21 protein-coding genes are annotated in these 21,977 nt (G+C 66.2%); 16 read left to right on the forward strand and 5 right to left on the reverse strand.

Features of this window, described 5'->3' with window-relative positions; genetic code table 11:
• Positions 1–86 precede the first annotated feature (86 nt).
• From BLU17_RS23650 to kch, 4 genes are all read left to right on the forward strand, one after another.
• On the forward strand, positions 87–1,010 hold the full coding sequence (locus BLU17_RS23650) for a DMT family transporter (RefSeq protein WP_092002128.1): 924 nt from the start codon (positions 87–89) through the stop codon (positions 1,008–1,010).
• Between the two features lie 135 nt (positions 1,011–1,145).
• Entirely contained in the window at positions 1,146–1,688 is a 543-nt protein-coding gene (locus BLU17_RS23655; protein ID WP_092002131.1) for a GNAT family N-acetyltransferase, read from the forward strand.
• Between the two features lie 129 nt (positions 1,689–1,817).
• Positions 1,818–2,690 carry a mechanosensitive ion channel family protein gene (locus BLU17_RS23660; RefSeq protein WP_092002133.1) on the forward strand — a complete coding sequence of 291 codons (873 nt, stop codon included), beginning with the start codon at positions 1,818–1,820 and terminating at the stop codon, positions 2,688–2,690.
• On the forward strand, positions 2,687–3,868 hold the full coding sequence (gene kch / locus BLU17_RS23665; protein ID WP_092002136.1) for a voltage-gated potassium channel protein: 1,182 nt from the start codon (positions 2,687–2,689) through the stop codon (positions 3,866–3,868). The genes BLU17_RS23660 and kch overlap by 4 nt, the downstream gene beginning before the upstream one ends.
• Positions 3,869–3,897: 29 nt before the next feature.
• On the opposite strand, the gene BLU17_RS23670 is transcribed toward kch, so the two are convergent.
• Positions 3,898–4,467: a putative glycolipid-binding domain-containing protein gene (locus BLU17_RS23670; protein WP_092002139.1), complete on the reverse strand. Its 570-nt coding sequence runs from the start codon at positions 4,465–4,467 to the stop codon at positions 3,898–3,900.
• A gap of 322 nt (positions 4,468–4,789) precedes the next feature.
• Between BLU17_RS23670 and BLU17_RS34600 the strand changes: the two genes are divergently transcribed.
• The 5 genes from BLU17_RS34600 (at position 4,790) to BLU17_RS23690 (ending at position 8,855) form a co-directional block, all read left to right on the forward strand.
• Complete coding sequence (locus BLU17_RS34600; RefSeq protein ID WP_092002142.1) at positions 4,790–5,053, forward strand: hypothetical protein; 264 nt, start codon at positions 4,790–4,792, stop codon at positions 5,051–5,053.
• A 317-nt stretch (positions 5,054–5,370) separates the two neighbouring features.
• Positions 5,371–6,828: a cytochrome ubiquinol oxidase subunit I gene (locus BLU17_RS23680; protein WP_092002145.1), complete on the forward strand. Its 1,458-nt coding sequence runs from the start codon at positions 5,371–5,373 to the stop codon at positions 6,826–6,828.
• Positions 6,829–6,865: 37 nt separating this feature from the next.
• Entirely contained in the window at positions 6,866–7,870 is a 1,005-nt protein-coding gene (cydB, locus tag BLU17_RS23685) for a cytochrome d ubiquinol oxidase subunit II (RefSeq protein ID WP_092002148.1), read from the forward strand.
• A complete protein-coding gene (locus BLU17_RS33295) occupies positions 7,845–8,003 on the forward strand; it encodes a hypothetical protein (RefSeq protein WP_176929179.1) in 159 nt (52 codons plus the stop codon). Before cydB ends, BLU17_RS33295 begins: the two co-directional genes overlap by 26 nt.
• Positions 8,004–8,075: 72 nt before the next feature.
• Positions 8,076–8,855 carry a hypothetical protein gene (locus tag BLU17_RS23690; RefSeq protein WP_092002150.1) on the forward strand — a complete coding sequence of 260 codons (780 nt, stop codon included), beginning with the start codon at positions 8,076–8,078 and terminating at the stop codon, positions 8,853–8,855.
• A gap of 21 nt (positions 8,856–8,876) precedes the next feature.
• Here BLU17_RS23690 and BLU17_RS23695 read toward each other — a convergent pair whose 3' ends face one another.
• Complete coding sequence (locus BLU17_RS23695) at positions 8,877–9,554, reverse strand: methyltransferase family protein (protein WP_092002272.1); 678 nt, start codon at positions 9,552–9,554, stop codon at positions 8,877–8,879.
• A 59-nt stretch (positions 9,555–9,613) separates the two neighbouring features.
• Positions 9,614–10,480: an arylamine N-acetyltransferase family protein gene (locus tag BLU17_RS23700; RefSeq protein ID WP_092002152.1), complete on the reverse strand. Its 867-nt coding sequence runs from the start codon at positions 10,478–10,480 to the stop codon at positions 9,614–9,616.
• 306 nt (positions 10,481–10,786) lie between these two features.
• On the opposite strand from BLU17_RS23700, the gene BLU17_RS23705 reads away from it, so the two are divergent.
• From BLU17_RS23705 to BLU17_RS23730, 6 genes are all read left to right on the forward strand, one after another.
• Positions 10,787–12,301 carry a carbohydrate porin gene (locus BLU17_RS23705; protein WP_092002154.1) on the forward strand — a complete coding sequence of 505 codons (1,515 nt, stop codon included), beginning with the start codon at positions 10,787–10,789 and terminating at the stop codon, positions 12,299–12,301.
• A 109-nt stretch (positions 12,302–12,410) separates the two neighbouring features.
• Positions 12,411–13,571 carry an NHL repeat-containing protein gene (locus BLU17_RS23710; protein ID WP_092002158.1) on the forward strand — a complete coding sequence of 387 codons (1,161 nt, stop codon included), beginning with the start codon at positions 12,411–12,413 and terminating at the stop codon, positions 13,569–13,571.
• Between the two features lie 2 nt (positions 13,572–13,573).
• A complete protein-coding gene (gene efeB / locus BLU17_RS23715; RefSeq protein ID WP_092002161.1) occupies positions 13,574–14,872 on the forward strand; it encodes an iron uptake transporter deferrochelatase/peroxidase subunit in 1,299 nt (432 codons plus the stop codon).
• Between the two features lie 32 nt (positions 14,873–14,904).
• Entirely contained in the window at positions 14,905–15,924 is a 1,020-nt protein-coding gene (locus BLU17_RS23720) for an iron ABC transporter substrate-binding protein (RefSeq protein WP_092002164.1), read from the forward strand.
• 55 nt (positions 15,925–15,979) lie between these two features.
• Positions 15,980–17,626, forward strand: a complete 1,647-nt coding sequence (locus BLU17_RS23725; RefSeq protein ID WP_092002275.1) for an ABC transporter permease — start codon at positions 15,980–15,982, stop codon at positions 17,624–17,626.
• Complete coding sequence (locus tag BLU17_RS23730; protein ID WP_092002166.1) at positions 17,623–18,672, forward strand: ABC transporter ATP-binding protein; 1,050 nt, start codon at positions 17,623–17,625, stop codon at positions 18,670–18,672. Before BLU17_RS23725 ends, BLU17_RS23730 begins: the two co-directional genes overlap by 4 nt.
• Here the strand turns inward: BLU17_RS23730 and BLU17_RS23735 are convergent.
• A complete protein-coding gene (locus BLU17_RS23735) occupies positions 18,660–19,529 on the reverse strand; it encodes a LysR family transcriptional regulator (RefSeq protein WP_092002171.1) in 870 nt (289 codons plus the stop codon). The genes BLU17_RS23730 and BLU17_RS23735 overlap by 13 nt on opposite strands.
• Before the next feature lie 121 nt (positions 19,530–19,650).
• Between BLU17_RS23735 and BLU17_RS23740 the strand changes: the two genes are divergently transcribed.
• Positions 19,651–20,577, forward strand: coding sequence for a DMT family transporter (locus tag BLU17_RS23740; protein WP_092002174.1), 927 nt, complete (start codon positions 19,651–19,653; stop codon positions 20,575–20,577).
• A 20-nt stretch (positions 20,578–20,597) separates the two neighbouring features.
• Here BLU17_RS23740 and BLU17_RS23745 read toward each other — a convergent pair whose 3' ends face one another.
• Positions 20,598–21,899 (reverse strand): MFS transporter, encoded by a 1,302-nt coding sequence (locus tag BLU17_RS23745; RefSeq protein WP_092002177.1) that lies wholly within the window; start codon positions 21,897–21,899, stop codon positions 20,598–20,600.
• Positions 21,900–21,977 lie beyond the last annotated feature (78 nt).

The following is a 21,977-nucleotide window of genomic DNA, read 5'->3' on the forward strand; positions in this document are numbered from 1 at the left end:
AACGAATTGTACTGATCTGTAGCTTACCTTCGGCGGACGCGGCGCGCATCATCGGGTTCCCGACAACGCCTTCCCTGCCGACGCCCATGCGCAAAACGCTCGACTCCACCACCGACGGCTGGCTCTGCGGCCTCGCCGGCGTGCTCATCTTCAGCGGCTCGCTGCCTGCCACGCGCCTCGCCGTGCTCGGCCTCGATCCCGTGTTTCTCACCGGTGCGCGCGCGACTATCGCGGGCGCGCTCGGCGCGCTGCTGCTGCTCGGGCTGCGCGCGGCGCGGCCCGCGCGAGCGGAGGTCGGGCCGCTCGTCGTGGTCGCGCTCGGCGTGGTCGTGGGCTTTCCGCTTCTCACGGCGCTTGCGCTGCAGCACGTGAGTTCGGCGCACGCGATCGTGTTCGTCGGCTTGCTGCCGCTCGCCACCGCCGTGTTCGGCGTGCTGCGCGCCGGCGAACGTCCGCAACCGACCTTCTGGCTCTTTTCCGCCGCGGGCAGCGCCGCCGTGGTGGCGTTCGCGCTGCGCCACGGCCTCGACGCCTCGCCGCTCGGCGACGCGCTGATGCTCGGCGCGATCGTCGTCTGCGGTCTCGGCTATGCGGAAGGCGCGCGGCTCTCGCGGCATCTGGGCGGCTGGCAGGTGATCTGCTGGGCGCTGGTGATCTCGCTGCCCGTGATGGCGCCGCTCGCGTGGTGGCTGCGGCCCGCGTCGGTCGCCGCCGTGGGCGCGGCCTCGTGGTGGGGGCTCGCCTATGTGTCGCTCTTCAGCATGCTGATCGGCTTCGTGTTCTGGTATCGCGGGCTCGCGCTCGGCGGCATCGCGGGAGTCGGACAACTGCAACTGCTGCAGCCGTTCTTCGGCTTCGTGCTCGCGGCGCTGCTGCTGCACGAGTCCGTGCCGCCCGCGATGATCGCGGTCACCGCCGTCGTGATCGCCTGCGTGGCCGGCGCGCGGCGGTTCGGGCGCGCGACGGCCGCGCCGTCTGCCGGCAACGGCGCGCGAACGCAGCGCGTTTGAACGGCCGATTCGGCGCGCGCCCGCATGTGCCTGCGCGCGAGGGATTTTTGGCGCGCTTCAAAAGGCCGTCTGCGCGAGGCATAGTGAGGGATGCCAACCTGTTGCGCGTCCGTCCGTTACGCGCCGCTCGAATCGATGAACCCGCAATCCCCCGCGCAAGCGCACGTGCGCGATGCCACCGCCGACGACTTTCCCGCCATCGCCGCGATCTACGCGCACCACGTGCTGCACGGCGCGGCGTCATTCGAGGAAACGCCGCCCTCGCTCGACGAGCTGCTGCACCGCCACCGCGCAGTGCGCGAACACGGCTTGCCGTGGCTCGTCGCCGAGATCGACGGCCGCGTGGCGGGCTATTGCTACGCCACGCCCTACCGGCCGCGCCCGGCGTACCGCTACACGATCGAAGACTCGATCTACGTCGACGAGGCCTTTCGCGGCCGTGGTCTCGGCCACACGCTGCTCGCCGCGCTGATCGGGCGCTGCGAGGCAGGCCCGTGGCGGCAGATGATCGCCGTGGTCGCCGACCCGCGCGGCGGTTCGCTCAAGCTGCATGAGCGCCTTGGCTTCGAGCTGACCGGCACGCTGCGCGGCGTGGGCTTCAAGCACGGCGAGTGGCGCGACACGGCGCTCATGCAGCGCACGCTCGGCCCCGGCGCGGATACGCCGCCCAAGGGCTGACGACGCCCCCGAGGACCTTCTGGCATTGCGGCACGCCACGCGCGCGCCGCAAGCGAAACGCCGCTCGTACAATACGTCCTTTCGCAACGGAGCCAGATCCACGGCGCCGAAGACAAGGACTTATCACCCATGGAATCTCTCCTCGCCCACCTGCATCCCTCCAACTGGAACTTCCTGTGGGACGCGCTCTCCGCGCTCGCGCTGCGCGTGTGCGCGGCGGCCGCGATCCTCTGGTTCGGCTGGTGGTTCGCGCGCCGCATGGCCAACTGGATCGCGCGGCGCGGCAGCAGCATCGACCCCACGCTGCGCCCCATCGTGCGCGATACGGCCGTATGGGGCGTGCGGCTCGTCGCCGTGATCGGCGCGCTTTCGCAGCTCGGCATCCAGACCGCCAGCATCGTCGCGGTGCTCGGGGCGGCCGGTCTCGCCATCGGCCTCGCACTGCAAGGCACGCTGCAGAACATCGCGGCCGGCATCATGCTGTTGCTGCTGCGGCCGTTCAGGGTGGGCGACTATATCGATGGCGGCGGCGGCAACGTGGCGGGCACGGTGGAGGCAGTGAACCTCTTCACGACGCGCCTCACGAAACCCGACGGCATCTGCGAATACGTGCCGAACAGCGCCCTGTGGAGCAACTCGATCCGCAATTTCAGCCGCAATCCCACGCGCCGGCTCGACCTGGAAGTCGAAGTGTCTGTGCGCGACGACGTGAACCGGGCCATCGCCGCGCTGCGCACGCTCGCCGCCGACGACCCGCGCGTGCTTGCCTCGCCCGCGCCGCAAGTGATGGTGATGCGCTTCGACGACAGCACCGCCGTGCTCAACGTGCGCGCGTGGTCGAACATCGACACGTTCTGGGACCTGCGCTGGGAGCTGTCGCGCAAAGTGCGCCAGACGCTGAACGACGCGCAGTGTTCGCTGCCGCTGCGCACGCGCGAGCTGCATATCGTGCAGACGCAAGCGGCCGCCGAGGCGCAGCAAGCCCAGCAAGCGCAACAATGAAAACGTTCGCGCGCCGCCTGCGCGGCTACGCCATCGCTCTCGTGCCGCACGGCTACCTGGCCTTGCTGCTGGTCGTAAACGGCCTGATGCTGGTGCGCCCGGTCGCGCAGAAAGCGCTCGAACACGCGCGCGGCAACTGGTTCGAAGACTGGATCACGCTCATCAATGCGTTCGGCGTGCTCGCGCTTCCCCAGGCGGTGGTCGCCACCGGCCTCGCGACGATGTCGATCGGCATTGCATTGCGGGCGCGCATGGCGTGGGTGCTCGCGTTGGTGCTGCTCGCGGCCGCGGCCAGCATTTGCCTGTGGGGCGACTATCGCAGCCATGCGCTCGCCGCCTTCACGCTTGCGCTCGCCTGCGCGCTCATTTACTACTGGCGCCGCTTCGACCGGGCGAGCCTGGCCGCGGGCTCCCTGTTCGCATTCCTTAGCATCGGCTCGTTGATCGTCTACGCGGTGTTCGGCTCGCTCTACCTGGGCGACGACTTCGCGCCGCCGATCCGCAACTTCGTCACGGCGTTCTACTTCTCGATCGTGTCGATGTCCACGGTCGGCTATGGCGATATCGTGCCGCGCTCGGACACGGCGCGGCTTTTCACGGCTTCGATCATCGTGCTCGGCATCACCGTGTTCGCGACGTCGATCAGCGCCGTGATCGGACCCGTGATCGGCGGCCATTTGAAACGCATCGTGAAGGGAGGCATCTCCAACGTGACCCGCAAGAACCACTATCTGATCGTCGGCGCGTCGCCGCTCGCGCACAGCGTATACGCGGGGCTCGTCAAGCGCGGCTACGCGGCGACCGTGATCGTCGCGCCCAACACGCCGCACACTTATCCCGCGCAGACCGACCTCATCGTCGGCGACGCGAGCGACACCGCCACACTGCACAGTGCGGGCGCCGAAACCGCGCTCGCCGCGCTCGCGCTGCGCTCGGACGACGCCGAGAACGCCTTCGTGATTCTCGCGATCAAGGAGCTCGCGCCGAAGGTGCGCACCGTGGCGCTGGTGAACGACAGCCGCAACCTGCAGCGGCTGCGCCTGTTGCAGCCCGACATGGTTTTTTCGCCGCAGTTGCTCGCGGGCGAGCTGCTGGCGCGCACGCTCAACAACGAGACCATCGACAACACGCTGATCGAGCAGTTGCTGTTCGGCAAGGGTGCGGGCAACGCGGCCTGATGCGCGCGTTTTCCGGCTGATGGCCGCTATCAGCGCCCCCGCGGCGGCAGCCGGCGAAACAGCGTGGGATAGTCGATCACGAGGCCGTCCTCGTCCACGCGCAGATTCGCCGTGAAGTCGCGGAAGATGCCCTCGTAGCGATATTCGCGCCCGGGTTCGATGCAGACGTAGGCCTGTTCGACCGGCATTGGCTCCAGCTCGGGCGCGGCGATGTACACGACGCAGATGGGCCTGCGCTCGCCGCGTTCGAGGCCGAGGCGTTTGATCGGCAGCGTGTTCGTGAACGGCGTCGCGGCGATATCGATGTCGATGCAGCCTTCCAGCGCGTGGAGCACGCGCCCTTCGCCGTCGCGCCAATGGCCTTCTCCGTCGCCGCGGAGGACGAGTGCGCGGCCGCCCATCACGCGCAGCGCCGCCCAGGTCACTCGCCAGCGCGCATCGCACTCGATCGCGTAGCACAGTCCATAGGCCTTGCCGTAGCGCTCCCCGACGACCACGCTTTCCACGCGGATCACGTCGCCGTTTGTGCCGTGCTTCGCGTCGAACGCCAGATGCTCGACGCCCTCGCTGGTTTCGGATGCCCAACGCACTTCACGCATCGCCCGTCTCCTGTCGATCAGAGTTAGCGCTTTAGCGCTTACTCTGATCCCATGCAGAGCTGTCGATCAGAGTTGGCGCTTTAGCGCTTACTCTGATCCCATGCAGAGCTGTTGATCAGAGTTGGCGCCAGCTTCAGCGCTTACCGCGGCTCCATGCAGCGCCGGCTGGCTGCCAGCATCGCCGTGCACATATCGTAACGCGGCGGGCAAATCCGGTGCGCACTGGCGCGGCGAACGCCCTCTCGTGCGAAGCAAATAGCAACTATCAACGCTAAAGCACGCGGAAGCGACGCGCATCGCCCATGCTCGCCATGCTTTCCCCATGCCCGCCCATCCGCACGCCGATGCACGCCCCGCGCTCGCCGACACCGCCGCAACCGGCACGCTTTCGCGCAGCCTCGGCCAGATCGCGCTGCAAGCGCAGGCGGGTACGGGCGCGTGCCTGCTCGCGGCGCTCGCGCTCGCCGACTGGCGGCGACGGCCGGCAAGCCGTGGCGCGATCCGCACGGATACCGCGATTACATCGTCATCCTTATCTTTTTCGTTTTGCGGCGTACGCGACGATCGCACGGCAAAGCGCGTTTGAATATCTCCGGGGCAGTTCCACCAGGCCGTCCACGACGACGCATTGACGCACCCCGTCCCTCTGCGCGGTGTATTGACGCACTGCGCTCCCCCTCACGTCCATTCAGTGCATCTCGCGCACTTAATTTAAATTGATCTTTATCAATGCGTTAGCGCATACCTTTGTCGATTTGAGATTGACTTCTGCGACATGCTGGCGCAGTTTGCGGCGCAGCAAAACCACCGCCGTTCCCCTACGCTTACGTCCATCGCACGCAAGAGCAGCCCCCTCTGCCGCGCCGTGCGACGTTTCCCGGTATGCAAGCAACAGGCACGCACATGCACACGTCACTCTCCGCGTTCGACCTCGCCCGGCTGCAGTTCGCCTTCACAGTCTCGTTCCATATCGTCTTTCCCGCGCTCTCCATCGGGCTCGCGAGTTTCATCGCCGTGCTCGAAGCGTGCTGGCTCAAAACCCGCCAGCCGTTCTACAAGGACCTTTGCCTGTTCTGGTCCAAAGTATTCGCCGTCGCCTTCGGCATGGGCGTCGTTTCCGGCGTTGTCATGAGTTACGAGTTCGGCACCAACTGGTCGGGCTTTTCCTCGTTCGCAGGCCCCGTCACCGGGCCGCTGCTGATGTACGAAGTCATGACCGCGTTTTTTCTCGAGGCAGGCTTCCTCGGCATCATGCTGTTCGGCTGGAACCGCGTAAGCCCGCGCGCCCACTTCGGCGCAACGCTCATGGTCGCCGTCGGCACGCTCATCTCCACGTTCTGGATCCTCGCTTCGAATAGCTGGATGCAGACGCCGCAAGGCTTCGAAATCGTGAACGGGCACGTCGTGCCGACCGACTGGTTCAAGATCATCTTCAACCCGTCGTTCCCCTACCGCCTTGCGCACATGGCGATCGCCGCGTTCATCGTGGCCGCGCTCGTGGTCGCCGCGAGCGGCGCATGGCATCTGCTCAAGGGCCGCCGCGACCCTGCCATCAAGAAGATGTTTTCGATGGCGCTCGGCCTTCTGCTCGTGCTGGCGCCGGTGCAGGCCTTCGTGGGCGACGCGCACGGCCTGAACACGCGCGAACACCAGCCCGCCAAGATCGCCGCGATCGAAGGCATTTGGGACACCGAACAAGGCGGCACCGCGCTCAATCTCTTCGGCATTCCCGACATGCAGGCCGAAACGACGCGCTACGCCGTTTCCGTTCCGCACCTCGGCAGCCTGATTCTCACGCATAGCTGGGACGGCCAGATCAAGGGCCTCAAATCATTCCCGGCCGACGAGCGGCCCAATTCGCCGCTCCTGTTCTGGAGCTTCCGCGTGATGGTCGGCTTAGGTCTGCTGATGATTCTGCTCGCCGTGACCGGCTGGGTGCTGCGCCGCCGCGGCACGCTCTACGAGTCGCGCGGCTTTCAGCGTTTCGCGCTCGCGATGGGGCCGACCGGATTCGCCACGCTGCTCGCGAGCTGGGTGACGACCGAGGCCGGCCGCCAGCCCTGGGTGGTCTATGGCGTGATGCGAACGGCGCAGGCGGTGTCGCCGCTCACGACGCAGCAGGTCGGCGTTTCGCTGATGGCGTTCGTGGTCGTGTACTTCCTCGTGTTCGGCACGGGCATCTATTACATGCTCAAGCTGCTGCGCAAAGGCCCCGCCCTGCCCGGCGAAACACCTCGCGAACCGCGCCAGCCGGACCCGCAGCGCCAACCGCACGAGCCGCGTATGGCACACCCCGCGCTCGCCGCGAACCAGACCGCGCGCCGCCCCATGTCCGCCGCCGATCAGCTGATCGACGCCTGACGCTTTCCGCATTCAACGTTACGAGGCTAGCAAGCAAATGGACGTCACCGTCATCTGGGCCGCGATCATCGCGCTCGGTGTTCTTCTCTACGTGGTGCTGGACGGCTTCGATCTCGGCATCGGCATCGTGTTTCCGCTCTTTCCCGACGAGGAGGAACGCGATCTCATGATGAACACGGTCGCGCCGGTATGGGACGGCAACGAGACCTGGCTCGTGCTGGGCGGCGCGGGGCTTTTCGCCGTATTTCCCATTGTCTATTCGACCGTGCTCTCCGCGCTCTACCTGCCGCTCGTGTTCATGCTCGCGTGCCTGATCTTCCGCGGCGTGTCGTTTGAAATTCGCGCGAAGGCCAAACGCACGAAGCATCTCTGGGACCTCGCGTTCATCGGCGGATCGACGGGCGCGGCGCTCTTCCAGGGCATCGCGCTGGGCGCCTTCCTGCAAGGCATCCCGATGGACGACGGTCGCTTCGCGGGCAGCGCCTTCGACTGGCTCACGCCGTTCAGCCTGCTATCGGGCTTCGGGCTCGTCGCCACCTACGCGCTGCTTGGTTGCTGCTGGCTCGTGGCGAAGACCGAGGGCGATCTGCAGCGCCGCCTGCGCAAGCTCGTGTGGCCGCTCACGGTGATGCTGCTCGGCTTCATCGCTCTCGTAAGCCTGTGGACGCCGCTGCAAGACCCCGCCATTGCCGGGCGCTGGTTCCGCTCGGGCCTCTTCTGGCGTCTCGCTCCGGTGCCGCTGCTCGTGCTCGCCTGCGCCGCGTGGATGCGCTGGGCCGTCCATGCGCGCCATCACAAAACACCGTTCATTGCCGCAATCGGACTCGTGCTGCTCGGCTACGCGGGCCTTCTCGTGAGCCTCTGGCCTTATGCGATTCCGCAAGGCCTCACGCTTTGGGAAGCGGCCGCGCCGCGCGAGAGCCAGGTGTTCACGCTCGCGGGCGCGGCGTTCATTCTGCCAGTCATCCTTGCGTATACAGCGCTCGGGTACTGGGTCTTCAGGGGCAAGGTGCGTCATGGCGACACCCATCACTACCACTAATGCGAAGCGCGGCCGCGCGCTGCCCGGCTGGCTCTGGTTCGTCCTCCTGTGGTGCGCGGGCGTGGGCGCGGCGGTGTCGCTCGGCTTCGCGTTCAAGGTTCTCATGAACCTCACGCTGTTCGCCGTGAAGTGACCATCGCAAGCGCACTCGTTTTCGCCGCGCCGCGTTAGACTGCAGGTTGTCTGTAATTCCGGCGAAAACGACATGCAACAGATGACCTTCATGGAATGCGTCAAGCGCGCGTGGTCCAGCGCCTGGCAAGCCGCCGTGCAAATGCCGCTCCTCGTCGCGGGCACCTTCGTGGCCTACGCGGCGCTCGGCTGGTTCGGGCTCGCGGGCCGGCCCGTGCCGGCCGAAGGCGCAACGCCCTCCGCCGGGCTCATCGCACTCGGCAATCTCGCCTCGGTCCTGAACTCGTTCATCTATCTCTGGTTCACGCTCAAGATCTCGCGTTTCGTGCTGCTGGGCGAGCGGGCCACGCCGCTCATGCCGGCCGGGGGAAAGCCTTTCCTGCGCATTTTCGCGGTCGGCCTCATCCTGGCCGTCGCGCTCGGCGCGTTCGCGCTCACGCTATGGTTCGTGCTGAGGCCTCGCTATCAGGGCGGCGCAGCGTTCCTCGTACTGGTGGTCGTCGTGATCTGGATGTTCGTCTCGGTGCGTCTCTCGCTGCTCTTTCCCGCGCTCTCGATCGGCAGCCCGATCGCGTTCGGCGCCGCATGGCGCGATAGCCGAGGGCATTTCTGGAACCTGTTCGGCGTGACTTTCGTTGCGGCGCTGCCGGTCGCCGTGGGCGGCCTGCTCATTCTGATCGGCATGGGCCTTGCGGGCGTCTCGCCCCAGATCGTGCAGAAGCCAGGCTGGCTCACCGCGCTCGCCATCGGCCAGAGCGTCGGCAACATCGTGTTCGCACTGCTTACCAGTGCGGCGCTCGCCTGGCTTTATCGCCGTTATGCCGAAACTTTGCCCGCCCCCGCCGCACCCTGACCTGCAAGACCGGGCCGTGCCCTACCACACGCCCGGCACGAAGCGATAACGCACGCGCGCCAGGTATTCGCGGTAGCCGGGCAAACTCTCCGCAAGCGCCTCCTCCTCGCGCACCGCGCGATAGCCGATCGCCACGACCATGAACGGCACGCACGCAAGTCCCCACCAGGAGCCGAGCATGAGCGGCGTGCCGACAAGAAAGAGCAGCGCGAAGGCGTACATCGGATGGCGCACCCAGGCATACGGGCCGCTGTCGCTGACCGTATGCCCGCGTTCGAGCTGGATCTTCACGACCGGCGCCGCATAGCGGTTCGCCGCGAAAACGGCGCGCGTCGCGTAGATGTCGACGGCTATGGCGATCGCCCCCAGCACGCCGAGCCACAGTGGCACGTTCGACCAGCCCTTGCGCACGGCGTCGATGCCCATCAGGCACAACCACGCGCCAAAGCCCACCGAAACGCACAGCATGAACACGCGGTCCCACGGCTGCTGCTCGCGTTGCGCGAAGGGCGCGAGGCGTTCGGCAAGCAGGCCCGGATCTTCGCGCGCGAGCCACAGACCGATCCAGATGCCGCATACGGCCCACCCGGTCAGCCAGAGCCACGCGGCCGTCCATGCGAGCGTGCCCGCCGAGCCGAACAATAGCGCGCCCATCAGCCCGAACCAGATCGCGACCTCGACGAATAGTTTCGTCATCAACGGTTTCGTCATTAGCGGCCGGCTCACGATGGCCTCCTTGCGCTTGCGCATTCACCCGCTTACCGCTTTGCGCCGCGCGACATCATGCGTGCGTAGAGCGCTGCGGCATCGACGCACTGTGCCGCGTCGCCGCGCGCGAGATCGATGCCGAAGCGTTCGCGCAGGCACTGCGCGAGTTCCTCTGCGCTTGCGATCGTGCGTTCCTCGATAACCCGCCCTTGCGCGTCGCGCTCGCTCAAGTGCTCGTTGAAGAGGATCGCCCGGCCGCCTTCGCGCGCGATGCATGCGATCAGGCTGAACGTAAAAAACGATTCGGGCGACGCGGACGTGTACCAGTTCGCCATTTCGTAATCGACCCATTCCGCCGGCGTCAATTCGAAGCGGTAGAGGTCGATCCACTTCTCGCCGTCGAACAGTTCGAGCTTGCGCCCGTTCGCCGGCGACCTCGTGATCCGCGCCGGTTCATGCGGCGTTTGCTGCTCCGCTTCGGTCGAGAACGAGAGCGGCGCGCACAGCGTCGCGCCGCCGAAGCCGACATCGGCGAGCCACGAATCGCCCTCCGCCTCCACTCGCAACAGCATGTGCGTGCGCGGCGTGCGCGCGCCGGGTTCGCGGCCGTACAACACGCGTGCGGCGAGCGGCGTCACCTCGAAGCCAAGCTGGATGAGTACGTGCGCCAGCAGCGTGTTGTGCTCGAAGCAATAGCCGCCGCGGCGTCGCGCGACGAGTTTCTCGACGACGTCCGGCAGCGCAACCGACACGCGCCGTCCGGCGAGCGGATCGAGATTTTCGAACGGAATGGCGAGCGGATGGAGACGATGCAGGTCGCGCAGTACGGCAAGCGTCGCGGCGCGCGGTCCATCGTAGCCGATGCGCTCGAAGTACCGGTCGAGATCGACTTCGTAGCGCGCCTGGATGTCTGTCATGAGCCCCCTTTATGGTCGGTTCGTTCAGTGTGCGCCCATTCATGCCCGAGATGCCGCGCGACTTCATCCGTCTGACTGAATCGCGAAAAACCAGCCATCTGTAATGCATGGTGCGCCATCAGACAGCAATTCGTAAGGATACAGATGACCCTGAGTAAAACAATTGCGAATCATTCTCGTTTCTGTTGACGCCCGCATTGTCAATGAGTACGATGGCGCCGTCTGGAGATGTCGGGTATTCAGTGGTTCGCGAATAATGAACGCCAAAGCGACAATCACGCAATCATTCAATAAGTAAGGAATACGATGGAATCGACCCGGTTAGTCCGCGGGGCTCCGCTAACCTGCTCGCACAGCGGCGCGCGCCGCCGTGCGACGCGTCGGCGCACACCTGCATTGCGCGCCATCGCGGCGCTTGCCGCAAGCACGACGTTCGCCTGCGGCGCGGCTCACGCACAGAGCAACGCGAACCCCGACGCGGCACCCGAAGCACCCGAAGCCGATCTCGCCATCCAGGCGCAGCCGACGAACTTCTGGACCGGCTTCTGGACGCGCGAGAGCATGCTCGGCGACATGGGCGGATTGCGGCCGTGGCTCGGCAAATACGGCGTGACGTTCCAGCTCACGGAAACGAGCGAGTACCTGGCGAACCTGCGCGGCGGCCTCAGGACCGGCGGCGCCTACGACGGCCTCACCACCGCGACAGTCCAGGTCGATACGAGCAAGGCGCTTGGCATTCCGGGCGGCCTCTTCAACGTGAGCGGACTGCAGATTCACGGCACCAACCTGAGCACGTCGAACCTCGGCACCCTGAATACGGCAAGCGGCATTGAGGCCACGTCCACCACGCGCCTCTGGGAGCTCTGGTATCAGCAGTCGTTCCTCGACAAGCGCCTCGACGTGAAGATCGGTCAGCAAAGTATCGATCAAGAATTCATCACGAGCCAGTATGCGGCGCTCTTCGTCAACACGATGTTCGGCTGGCCCGCGCTGCCCTCGTACGACATGCCTTCCGGCGGCCCCGCCTATCCGCTCGCCGGACTCGGCGTGCGCGTACGCGGACAGATCACGCCTTCGCTCACCGCGCTCGCGGGCGTGTTTGCCGGCGACCCGCTCGGCAACAATCCCGATAACCTTAGTGGTACGAACTTCAATCTGCACAACGGCACGCTCTGGATCGGCGAGCTGCAGTACGCCATCAACCAGCCGGCCGAAGGCGAGCTGGTGAGTGCCGACAACCGCAGGCTGCCGGGTACCTACAAGCTGGGCTTCTGGTACAACAACGGCCCGTTCGACGACCAGCGCTTCGACAACACCGGCCTTTCGCTCGCGAACCCTGCCTCGACCGGCACGCCGGCACGGCATCAGGGCAACTACAGCTTCTACGCAGTGGCCGACCAGATGATCTGGCGTCCCGACCCGGACGAGCCGCGCAGCATCGGCGTATTCGCGCGCGTGATGGGCGCGCCCGGCGACCGCAATCTGGTGAGCTTCGCGGCGAATCTCGGGATCGTGATGAAGGCGCCCTTCAAGGGCCGCGACGACGACAGCATCGGCCTCGCCGCGACGTACATCAAGGTCGGTAACAACGTGCACGACCTCGACCTCGATTCACGCATGGCCTCAGGCGGTCCGTACGGAGTGCGCACGCAGGAGACCACGCTCGAAGCCACCTATCAATATCAGGTCACGCCGTGGTGGCTGCTCCAGGCCGACGCGCAATACACGTTCAACGCGGGCGCGGGCCAGAACCCGCAGGACCCGACCGCGCCGCTGCGCAACACGTTCGTGATCGGCGTGCGGACCAACATCACGTTCTAAGCCCTCGAAGCGCTACCGCCCCATGTCCAACCCCAAGTCCTCGCGCTTTCCCTCACGCAGGGTCGCCGCGCCGCACGCGCGGCGGTCTCGCGAGGCACGGAGATTCTGTATGAAACACGCTACGCGCTCGCTCCTGCAATGCACGGTTCGCGCCACCCGCGCCGCACTCGCGCTTGCCGCCGCGGCCACACTCGGCGGCACGCCGCTCGCCGCCCACGCTGACCCGCAGGGCCTGCTCGAAACCGTCAAGCACCACACCACGCTCATCAACACCGTGCCCGACAACGGCGACCAGAACCCGTACGCGATCTACGTCGCGCCGGTCTCCTCCGGCACGGTAAAGGAAGGCGACGTGCTGGTGGACAACTTCAACAACGCGTCGAACCTGCAAGGCACCGGCAGCACGATCGTCGACTATCACCCGGACACGAAGCAGATGACGCTGTTCGCAACGATCCCGCGCGACCTCAAGGAATGCCCCGGCGGCGTCGGCCTCTCGACCGCGATGACGATGCTCAAGTCCGGCTGGATCATCGTGGGCAGCACGCCGAGCAACGACGGCACGACGGGCACGAAGGGCGCGGGCTGCCTGATCGTGCTCGACAGCAGCGGCAAGATCGCGAAGGCCATCAGCAGTGCGAACATCAACGATCCGTGGGGCAACATGGCCGTGCTCGACAACGGCGATCATGCCACGCTCTTCGTGAGCAACGCGGGCTTCGGCGTGGGCGGCGCCGAGGGCACGCCGCCGGTATTCAAGCAGGCCACCGTGCTGCGCCTCGACCTCGACATCCCGAGCGGCCAGGCGCCGGTCGTGAAGAGCGAAACGGTGGTGGCGAGCGGCTTTGGCGCGCAGGCCGACAAGGGCGTGTTTCTCGTCGGTCCGACCGGCCTCGCGCTTTCGGCCGACAACAAGCTGCTTTACGTATCCGACGCGATCGGCAACCGCATCAACGTGATCGAAGACCCGCTCACGCGCGACACGAGCGCAGGCGTGGGCCGTCAGCTTACCGCCGACGGTCTGCTGCACCGCCCGCTCGCCATGATCGCGACGCCGCAGGGCCACCTGCTCGTGACGAATGCGCTCAACGGCCAGGTCGTCGAGATCGACCCCGTTGCGGCGAAACAGCTTTACGCGCGCTGGATCGACACGGACCGCGCGCAAACCCCGCCGGGCAACGGCGACCTATTCGGCATCGCGTTGACCCCCGCAGGCGACGGCTTCTACTACGTGGAAGACGACGTGAACACTCTCGTGCTGGCGAAATAATCATGTCCTCCGACGATATCCCCAATACCCCATCGCGCCCCGCGCGCCGCGGCTTTCTCAAGGCCGGCGCCGCGCTCGGGGCGAGCCTGGGCGCCGCAAGCGGCCTCGCTAAAGCCGCGGAGGCGAAGCATCACGCCATGGCCACCGACCCGATGCTCGCCGTCGAACCGTTCTATGGCGAACACCAGGGCGGCATCGTGACGCCGCAGCAGGCACACACTTACGTCGCGGCGTTCGATCTCACGACGACGTCGCGCGACGACGTAATTAACCTGCTTCGCAAGTGGACCGAGTCCGCGGCCCAGATGACGCAGGGCCGCCCTGCCGCGTCGCTGGACGGCACCGGCGACGACCACCCCGCGCCCGATTCCGGCGACGTGCTCGGCCTCGGTCCCGCAGGCCTCACGGTGACGTTCGGTTTCGGTCCCGGCCTCTTTACGTCGCAGGAGAAGGACCGCTACGGGCTTGCCAGCAAGCGCCCCGCGGCGCTCGTCGATTTGCCGCGCTTTAACGGCGACCAGTTGATCGCACAAAAGACCGGCGGCGATCTCTTCGTTCAGGCCTGCGCCAGCGACGCCCAGGTGGCCTTCCATGCGGTGCGTCAACTCGCTCGCCAAGGCTATGGAATCCTTAACATGCGCTGGGGCCAGGCAGGTTTCCTCTCGGGGCCGCGCGGACAAACCCCGCGCAATCTCATGGGCTTCAAGGACGGCACCAACAACCCGCCGACCACGGACCCGAAGGCGATGAACCAGTTCGTGTGGGCCACGGCCACCGACGCGCCGTGGATGCAGGGCGGCACGTATACGGTAGTGCGCCGCATCCGCATCACGCTAGAACACTGGGACCAGATGGAACTGGGCTTCCAGGAGCAGGTGTTCGGCCGCCGCAAGTACAGCGGCGCGCCCATTGGGCAGAAGAAGGAATTCGACAACGTCGACCTCGACGCGCAGGACAAGGACGGCAATCCGCTCATTCCCGAGAATTCGCACGTGCGCCTCTCGAACCGGGCGTCGAACGATGGTGCGCAGATCTTGCGCCGTTCCTACTCGTACAACGACAGCACGAACTTCTATATCGAGCGTTGGCCGCCGTGGCGCCAGGAAACCGAATATGACGCGGGACTCATCTTCATCGCCCACCAGGGCGACCCGCGTACGGGCTTCATTCCGATCAACGAGCGCCTCGCGAAGTTCGACATGATGAACCAGTTCACGACGCACGTGGGCAGCGCTATCTTCGCGTGCCCGCCTGGCGCGAAACCGGGCTCGTTCATCGGCGCGGAACTGTTCAACGCCTGACATCATCCGACAACAACGGACAACGAACCAATATGAAACTTTCCTCGATGCGTGCCCCGCTGCGCACCGCCGCCCTTTCGCTCGCGATCGCGGGCGTGTTGCCGCTCGGGGCGCACGCGGCTTCGATCACGCTGTACAACGCGCAGCACGAGCAGGTCGTGAACCAGCTCGCAAAGGACTTCGAGCAGCAAACCGGTATCGACGTGAAGATTCGCAGCGGCGAAGGCCCGGCGCTCGCAGCGCAACTCTTGGCCGAAGGCGGGAAAACGCCCGCCGATGTCTACTTCACCGAGAACTCGCCCGAGCTGATGCTGCTGGAGGAAAAGGGCCTGCTCGCCCCGGTGCAGCCTTCGACGCTCGCGGCCGTGCCCGCGCACTTCAACTCGCCGCAAGGGCAATGGGTGGGCGTGACGGCACGTGAAAACGTGCTCGCGTACAACACGACCAGGGTGCAGCCCTCGCAGCTCCCGCAATCGCTCTTCGATCTCGCCAGGCCGGAATGGAAGGGCAAGGTCGGCATCGCGCCGAGCGACGCCGACTTCCTGCCGCTCGTCGACGCCGCGCTCGCCATGAAAGGCGAAGCGGCAACGCTCGAATGGCTCAAGGGCCTGAAGACCAACGCACAAATCTTCGACGACGACGAAGGCGTCGTGGCCGCCGTGAATCGCGGCGCAGTCGCTACGGGCATCATCAACAATTACTACTGGGACCGCCTGCACGCCGAAATCGGCGACAAGCAAACGCGCAGCGCCGTGGCGCACTTCGCCAATGGCGACGTGGGCGCGCTCGTGAACGTTTCCGGCGCGGCGGTCATGAAAGCGGCGCACAACACGGACGGTGCACAGAAGTTCCTCGCATACCTCGTGAGCGAGCGCGCGCAGAAGCTGATGGCACAGGACCACATCAGCTTCGAATATCCGCTGCGGCCCGGCGTGGCAAGCGATCCGGTCAACAAGCCGTTCGACCAGCTGAAGCCGCCCGCGCTAACCATCCAGCAGCTCGGCGACGACAGCCAGGCAGGCAAGCTGTTGCGCCAAGCCGGTCTTCTATAATTAAAATGGAATCCAAAGCAATATCGTGAGCGAAGCTGTTACCACGACGCAGGGCGTGGCGGAATCGGTACCCGATAACGCCCAGCGCGCATTGCCCCGTCCGACGCGGCGCCACGCGCCGCGCGCGCTTTTCGCGGCCGCCGCGCTCGGCCCGCTGCTGGTGCTGCTGCCGCTCGCGCTGACTTTCTGGCGCGCGCTCTCGTTCGGCTTCGCCGAAGCCGTCGAGCTTATCTTTCGGCCGCTGGTGGGCGAACTGCTCGTCAACACGCTCTCGATCACCGTTTCGGCCACGCTCGCTTCGGCCGTGCTGGGCACCGCAGTGGCATGGCTGGTCGAGCGCGCCGACGTACCCGGGCGGCGCGCGTGGGCACTGCTCGCTGCCGCGCCGCTCGCTATGCCGGCGTTCGTCACGAGTTACGCGTGGGTTTCACTGAGCCTCGATCTGCAGGACTTTCTGGGCGCGTTCATCGTCGTCACGACAGCCTACTTTCCGCTCGTCTACCTGCCCGTGGCCGCCGCGCTGCGCGGCCTCGACCCCGCGCTCGAAGAATCGGCGCGCGCGCTTGGCTGCAACCACTGGTCCGTTTTCCTGCGCGTCGTGCTGCCGCAACTGCGGCCCGCGCTGCTCGGCTCGATGCTGCTCGTCGCGCTGGGCGTGCTTTCGGAATTCGGCGCGTTCACGCTGCTGCGATTTCGCACCTTCACGACCGAAATCTACGCCGAATACCGCACGAGCTTCGATGGCGGCGGTGCGTCGTTGCTGGCCTGCGTGCTGATCGTGCTTTGCCTCGTGTGTCTCGTGCTCGAATTTCGCGTGCGCGGACGCGTACGCTATGAGCGCGTGGATCGCGGCACACGGCGCGCGAGTGTGCGCCATGCGCTCGGGCGCTGGCGCTGGCCCGTCGCCGCGGGTTTCGTCGCGCTCAACGCGGCCACGCTCGGCGTGCCGCTCATCATGATCGGCTACTGGCTCACGCAACCCGGCGCCGCCGCGATCACGCCCGCCGATGTCTCGCCCGAACTGCTCGTTTCGACTACCTTCGCTTCGCTTCGTCTCGGCCTCATCGCCGCGCTCTTCACCACGTTGCTCGCACTGCCGCTCGCGTATCTGCTCGCGCGCTTTCCGGGCCGCGCCGCCACTTTCCTCGAACGCACGGCATTCATCGCGCAAGGGGTGCCGAGCCTCGTCATCGCGCTCGCGATCGTCTCGCTCGCGGTGCGCGCGCTCGAACCGCTCTATCAGGGCACCACGCTGTTGATCGCCGCATACGCGATCCTCTTTTTGCCGCTTGCGCTCGTGAGCGTTCGCGCAGCGCTCATGCAAACGCAGCAGCGACTCGAAGATACGGCGCGCGCGCTCGGCCTCGGCTGGTTCGCGACGCTGCGTCGCGTGGTGCTGCCGCTCGCGGGCCCCGGCCTCGGCGCGGCCGCCTCGATGGTGTTCATCTCGACGGTCACCGAACTCAACGCCACGCTGCTGCTTGCTCCCATCGGCACGCACACGCTCGCCACCCAGGTGTGGACCGACACGTCGACGCTCGCTTTCGCGGCCGCCGCCCCCTATGCCGCCCTGCTTACCGCGCTCTCGCTCGCGGCCTCGGGCCTGCTGTTCGCATTCGCGGGCCGTTCGGCGCTCGCCAGCCACGCAGCGGACCATACGCCGCTCGACGCCGACCGAGCCACTTCATCGCCTCGCCCATGAGCACACTTCGCATTTCCGGCCTTCAGAAGGCCTTCGACGGCCAACTGGTCCTGCACGACATCGATCTTGCCGTGCGCTCGGGTTCGCTCGTCGCGCTGCTCGGCCCTTCGGGCAGCGGCAAGACCACGTTGCTGCGCGTGCTCTGCGGCTTCGAGCGCGCCGACGCCGGTTCGATCGAAATCGACGGCCGGCGTGTAGCGGGCGACGGGCTGCATCTACCCACGGAGCAGCGGCGCATCGGCTACGTGCCGCAGGAGGGCGCGTTGTTTCCGCATCTCACGGTCGCGGAGAACATTGTGTTCGGCCTGCCGCGCGCGCAGCGACGCGCGCGTCATCGCGTGGCGGAACTGCTCGAACTCGTAGGTCTTCCGGAATCCTATGCAACACGCGCGCCACAGCAACTCTCGGGCGGCCAGCAGCAGCGCGTGGCGCTCGCGCGCGCGCTCGCACCTTCGCCGGGACTCGTGATGCTAGACGAGCCCTTTTCGTCGCTCGACGCCGCACTGCGCGTCGAAACACGGGAGGCCGTGGCGCACGCGCTCGCCGCCGCCGGAGCGACCGCCGTGCTCGTCACGCACGATCAGGCCGAAGCGCTCTCGCTCGGCCACGAAGTCGCCGTGCTGTGGCGTGGAAGGCTCTTGCAAAGCACGTCGCCGCAAGCGCTCTATCGGTATCCGGCCACGCGCGAACTTGCGGCTTTCATCGGCGAAGCGGTGCTGCTGCCAGGAACGGTGGCGAACGGCCTCGCGCATTGCGCGCTTGGCGCGCTGCGGATCCAGAACGGTTTGCATGCCGAAGACGGCCTCGTGGACGTGATGCTGCGGCCCGAGCAGATCGACGTGCGGCCGGAAGCCGGGCAACGCGACGGGACGCTCGGCGCCGTCGTGCGCAACATCACGTTCCATGGGCAGGACGCGGCGCTCACGCTGCAGCTCATCGATGCGGACGCAACGGTCCGCGCGCGCGTGCCCGGTTATCGAACGCCGCGCGAAGGCGAGCGCGTACGGCTCGCGGTAGGCGGCGAAGTGAGCGTCTACCCGCGCTGACGCGGCACCGAAAGGTCCTGCACCATCTGCTGCGCGAGGTAGTCGCAGGTTGGCCGGTTCGACTTGACGCTGCGCGCCACCACGATTTCCAGCGGCTCGATCTTCGGCAGGCCTTGCGCCTCGCCGAGAATCGCAAAGCGCGCGGGCACGCTGCAGCGCGTGAGCGCGACGATCGCAATGCCCGCATCCACCGTCGCCGTCAGTCCCATCAAGCTCGCGCTGCTATACGCGGCCCGGTAACGGATGCGCGCGGCATCGAGCGCCGCCACGGTATGCGCGCGAGCCACGCAGCCGTGCTCGTAGAGGCCCACCGGCAAGGGCGACATGGAAAGCGGCGCCGGGTCGGTAGCCGAGCCCACCCAGACCATCTCCTCCATGCGCACGAATTCGCCGCGCATCTTGCGGTCGCGCGTGACGAATGCGATGTCGATCTTGTTGTCCGCGAGCATCGGCCCGAGTGCTACGCTCTGCGCGCACACGATCTCGATCTCCACATGCGGATAGAGCGTCGAAAAGCGCCGCAATACCGGCGGAAGCAACGAGGCCATGTAATCGTCGGGCGCACCGAGCACTACGCGCCCCGTCACCTCGGGGCGCACCATCGCCGCCCACGCCTCTTCCTGCAAGTCGAGCACGCGCCGTGCATATTCGAGCAGCGTATTGCCCGGCCGCGTGAGCGCCAGATTACGCGTGTCGCGCGTGAACAGCGTGGTGCCAAGCATCTGCTCGAGCCGCTTGACCTGCATGCTCACGGCCGCCTGCGAGCGATGCACGGTCACTGCCGCCTTCGTGAAACTGCCGGCGTCCGCGACGGCGGCGAAGGTGCGCAGCAGGTCGATATCGAACTCGGGATTCATGCGGGCTTTGATTAATAAGCTGCGTTGATGGAATTATTCAATTTAATTCGTTTGCTCGCATCTCGCAACTGGCGAATACTGGGTGCGTTTTCAACCTGCTTTCACGCCCCCGCCCCGGCTTATGCAATCCGATCATCACGGCAGCCGCCAGCAAGGCGTCCTCATGCTCGCGGGCGGCGGCCTGCTCATGGGCACGATCGGCGTTTTCGTCGAGGAAGCGCGCCTCGGCGCGCTCACGCTCGTATTCTTTCGCTGCTTCTTCGGCATGCTCGCGCTGGCCGCGTATTGCGCGTATAAGGGCTGGCTCTCGCCACGGCAGTTCACGCGCCGCACGCTCACGCTCGCGATGATCTCAGGCGTACTGATGGTTACGCAATGGGTCGCCTTCTTCGACGCGATCCATCGCACGAGCATTGCTGTCTCCACGGTCGTGTTCCATGTCCAGCCGTTCTGGGTCGTGCTGATGGGTGCCGCGCTCTTTCACGAGCAACTTGGCGCGGACCGGCTGGGCTGGATCGGCATCGCATTCGTGGGGCTCGTACTTGCCTCGGGCGTGCTCGCGGAAAGTCACGTTGCCGATCGCACGAGTTATATGATCGGCATCGCCGAGTCGTTGGGCGGCTCAGTCCTCTATGCGAGCGTCACGCTGATCGCCAAAAGCCTGCGCGACTTTCGTCCACATCTGCTCACGCTCACGCAATGCGCGGTGGGCACGGTATGCCTGCCGCTCGTCGCGGCACGCTTCGCGCCGCTCGAGCTCGCGCACATTTCGGCCGTGCAGTGGGGCTGGCTCGTCGGCATGGGGGTGCTGCATACGGGGCTTTCGTATGTGCTCATCTACGGCGCGCTGCCGATGCTGGCCACGCCCGTCATTGCCGTGCTTTTGTTCGTGTATCCGCTCACGGCGATCGCAGTCGACGCCCTTGTTTACGGGCGCGCGCTGAGCGCCCCGCAACTCGCGGGCATGGCGCTGATTGTGGCGGCGAGCCTCGGCGTGAATCTCGGTTGGCGCCTGTTGCCACCGAAGCTCGTGAAAGCGCGGCGCTAACCCGCGCCGCATCGGGGCATCTACGAAGGCAGCGTTTTTCCCTTCGTTTCCGGCGCAAACGGAATGATCAGGAGTCCGATGACGAACGCCAGCGCAGTAAGCGCGACGGGCGTGCCGAGCGTGTGCATACGCAACACCGCCGCGCCAAGCAGAAAATTCACGCCCGCGCCCACGAAACGGCCGAATGACGTGCAGAATGCAAACGCCGTGGCGCGCACGCGCGTTTCGAACTGCTCGGGCAACCAGAGGCTGAACAGCGCGAAGTTTCCGCCGAAGAAGCCCAGCACGAAGAGCAGCGCGATGAAAGGCACGAGCCCGTTCTCGAGATAGAACGCCCAGCCGAAGCTAGCCGCGATCGTCACCGCCATACCCGCGAAGTAGACGGCTAGCGTCCATTTTCGGCCAATGCGCTCGGCCAGTGGCGGCAATGCAAGGCAGCCCAGAATCGTGCCGATCGACAGAATGCCCGTGGCGATCGAAGCCGTGCGGATTGCTTCGGCCTTGTTCGCGCCCGCCTTCGTCGCGAGCTGGATCACGGCGGAAGGCTCATACACGGCGCCAGCCCAGAGGCCGATGATGGCGATGGTCAAAAGCGCGCTCGCGGTCACGGTGCGCAAGCGGTAAACGTCGCCGAAGATTTCGCGCAGAGGGCGGCCGCGATGCACATGGCTCGCTTCCGACTTCTGCCACTTGTCCGGCTCTTCCACGCGTGTGAGCACGAGAATGGCCACCACGACCGGCACCGCGCCGGTGAGGAACATCGCGCGCCAGCCGAAGTGCACGCCGATCGTATAGTTGAGCGCGGCCGCAATGAAGAAGCCCGTGTAATAGCCGGTCTGCAGATAGCCCGCGCCCATCTTGCGACGATCCTCGGGCCACGATTCGGCCACGTAGGTGCCCGCGAGCGCCCACTCCCCGCCGATGCCCACCCCTGCGAGAAACCGGTAAACGCCGAGCGACCACACGCTCTGCGCGGTGGCCGCGAGGCCTGTGAAGATCGCAAACATGAAGATGGTGCCCGCCAGCACCCGCGTGCGCCCGAAGCGGTCCGCAAGCGGCCCCCAGATGAACGACAGGCCCCAGCCCACGAGAAAGAGCGCGAACAGGATCGAGCCGGCAAGCCCGATGTTCGCCGCGCTCGCTTCGTAGCCCGAGCGCGGCAACAGTTCGGTGAGCGCAGGCGTGAGCACCAGCGCGTAAATGAACGAGTCCATGCCATCGAGCGTCCAGCCCGCCCAGGCGCCCCAAAAGCCGGCGATCTGCGACCGGTTGAGCGGTGTCTTGCGATGAGCCCGCCGCGCTGCATCGGTGATCGAATTCATGATGCTCCTCTCTCCTTTGGTGTCTCGCTCATGGGCGTATTTGTGCATACGCGCGCCGCGAGACGCGGAAATGCAGAC

The organism is Paraburkholderia lycopersici (assembly GCF_900096975.1).
GTDB lineage: Bacteria > Pseudomonadota > Gammaproteobacteria > Burkholderiales > Burkholderiaceae > Paraburkholderia > Paraburkholderia lycopersici.